The sequence below is a fragment of the Parvibaculum sp. genome (assembly GCF_030694575.1).
Lineage (GTDB): Bacteria > Pseudomonadota > Alphaproteobacteria > Parvibaculales > Parvibaculaceae > Parvibaculum.
In genome coordinates, this window is the sequence record NZ_JAUYUS010000106.1 from 1 (window position 1) to 1,121 (window position 1,121).

Genomic DNA, 1,121 nt, shown 5'->3' on the forward strand with positions numbered 1-1,121 from the left:
GCGCTACTCGCCCATCGCCTCGCGCACGGCGGCGGCGGTGAAGGCGTCGCCGGGCATGAAGGACTCGATGATGAGTTCCGAGAAGGTGATGTCGACGGCGGTGCCGAAGACGGTGGTGGCGGTGAAGAAGGAAAGCGTGCCGGCATCGCTTTTGAGTTTCAGCGGCACGATGAGCCCGCCGAATTCCGCCTCGTGGTTTTCGCGCGGCTTCAATCCGCCCGGATAGGTTTCGAGTTCCTTCACCAGCGCGATCAGCCCTTCGTCGTTCGTCAGGTCGATCTGATGCTGCAGCCGCATGAAGACATGCGCGCGCCACTCGCCGAGATTTTCGATGCGGGGGCCGAGACCTTGCGGATGCAGGCTGAGGCGCAGCACGTTGATCGGCGGCTGCAACAGCTCCTCCGGGATGCCTGCAAGGAAGAGCGGCACGGCGCGGTTCGCGGCGACGAGGTTCCAGTGCCGGTCGATGGCGAGCGCCGGGAAGGGCTCGTGCGAGGCGAGCACGAGATCGACGGCGCGGCGCGCGGCGGCGGCATCCGGACTGTCGAGCCGCGTTTCGGAATAGACCGGCGCGTAGCCCGCCGCGAGCAGCAGCGAATTGCGTTCGCGGAACGGCACCTCCAGAAGATCGGCGAGATGCAGCAGCATCTGGCGGCTCGGTTTCGAGCGGCCGGTTTCGAGGAAGCTCAGATGGCGCGCGGAAATCTCCGCGTCGCAGGCGAAGGCAAGCTGGCTGAGGCGGCGGCGCTGGCGCCACTCGCGCAGGAGTTCGCCGACAGGGAGGCTTTGCATGTTCATGACACCAAACTAAAACGCGCCGCGAGGCCGGACAATTACCTCTCGCGTAATCGACCCGGCGCGGGTACCTCCCCAACTATGCCTCCAGGAACCCCGCGCCTTCATGCGCGCGGCAAACAAAGGAGAAAACCAATGGCTATCGCACTCGCAAACGCACTCCCGCTTCGCCATGTCGTCCTGGCGGACGGCATCGTCAGCGGCGCCATGGGCGCGCTGCTGATCGTGGGCGCCGGTCCGCTGTCCGGCCTGCTCGGCTTTCCCGCCGACTTCCTGTTCTGGGTCGGCGTCGCCCTGCTGCCATGGATGGCGGCGCTTGTCGTGCT

At 66.2% G+C, this 1,121-nt stretch carries 1 protein-coding gene and 1 pseudogene; one reads left to right on the forward strand and one right to left on the reverse strand.

The features are described 5' to 3' along the window. Nucleotides 1–3 precede the first annotated feature (3 nt). Nucleotides 4–798 (reverse strand): helix-turn-helix domain-containing protein, encoded by a 795-nt coding sequence (locus Q8S60_RS14935; protein WP_305276040.1) that lies wholly within the window; start codon nucleotides 796–798, stop codon nucleotides 4–6. Between the two features lie 132 nt (nucleotides 799–930). Here Q8S60_RS14935 and Q8S60_RS14940 point away from each other — a divergent pair. Further along, nucleotides 931–1,121 (forward strand): annotated as a pseudogene (locus Q8S60_RS14940) (hypothetical protein); the annotation flags it as partial.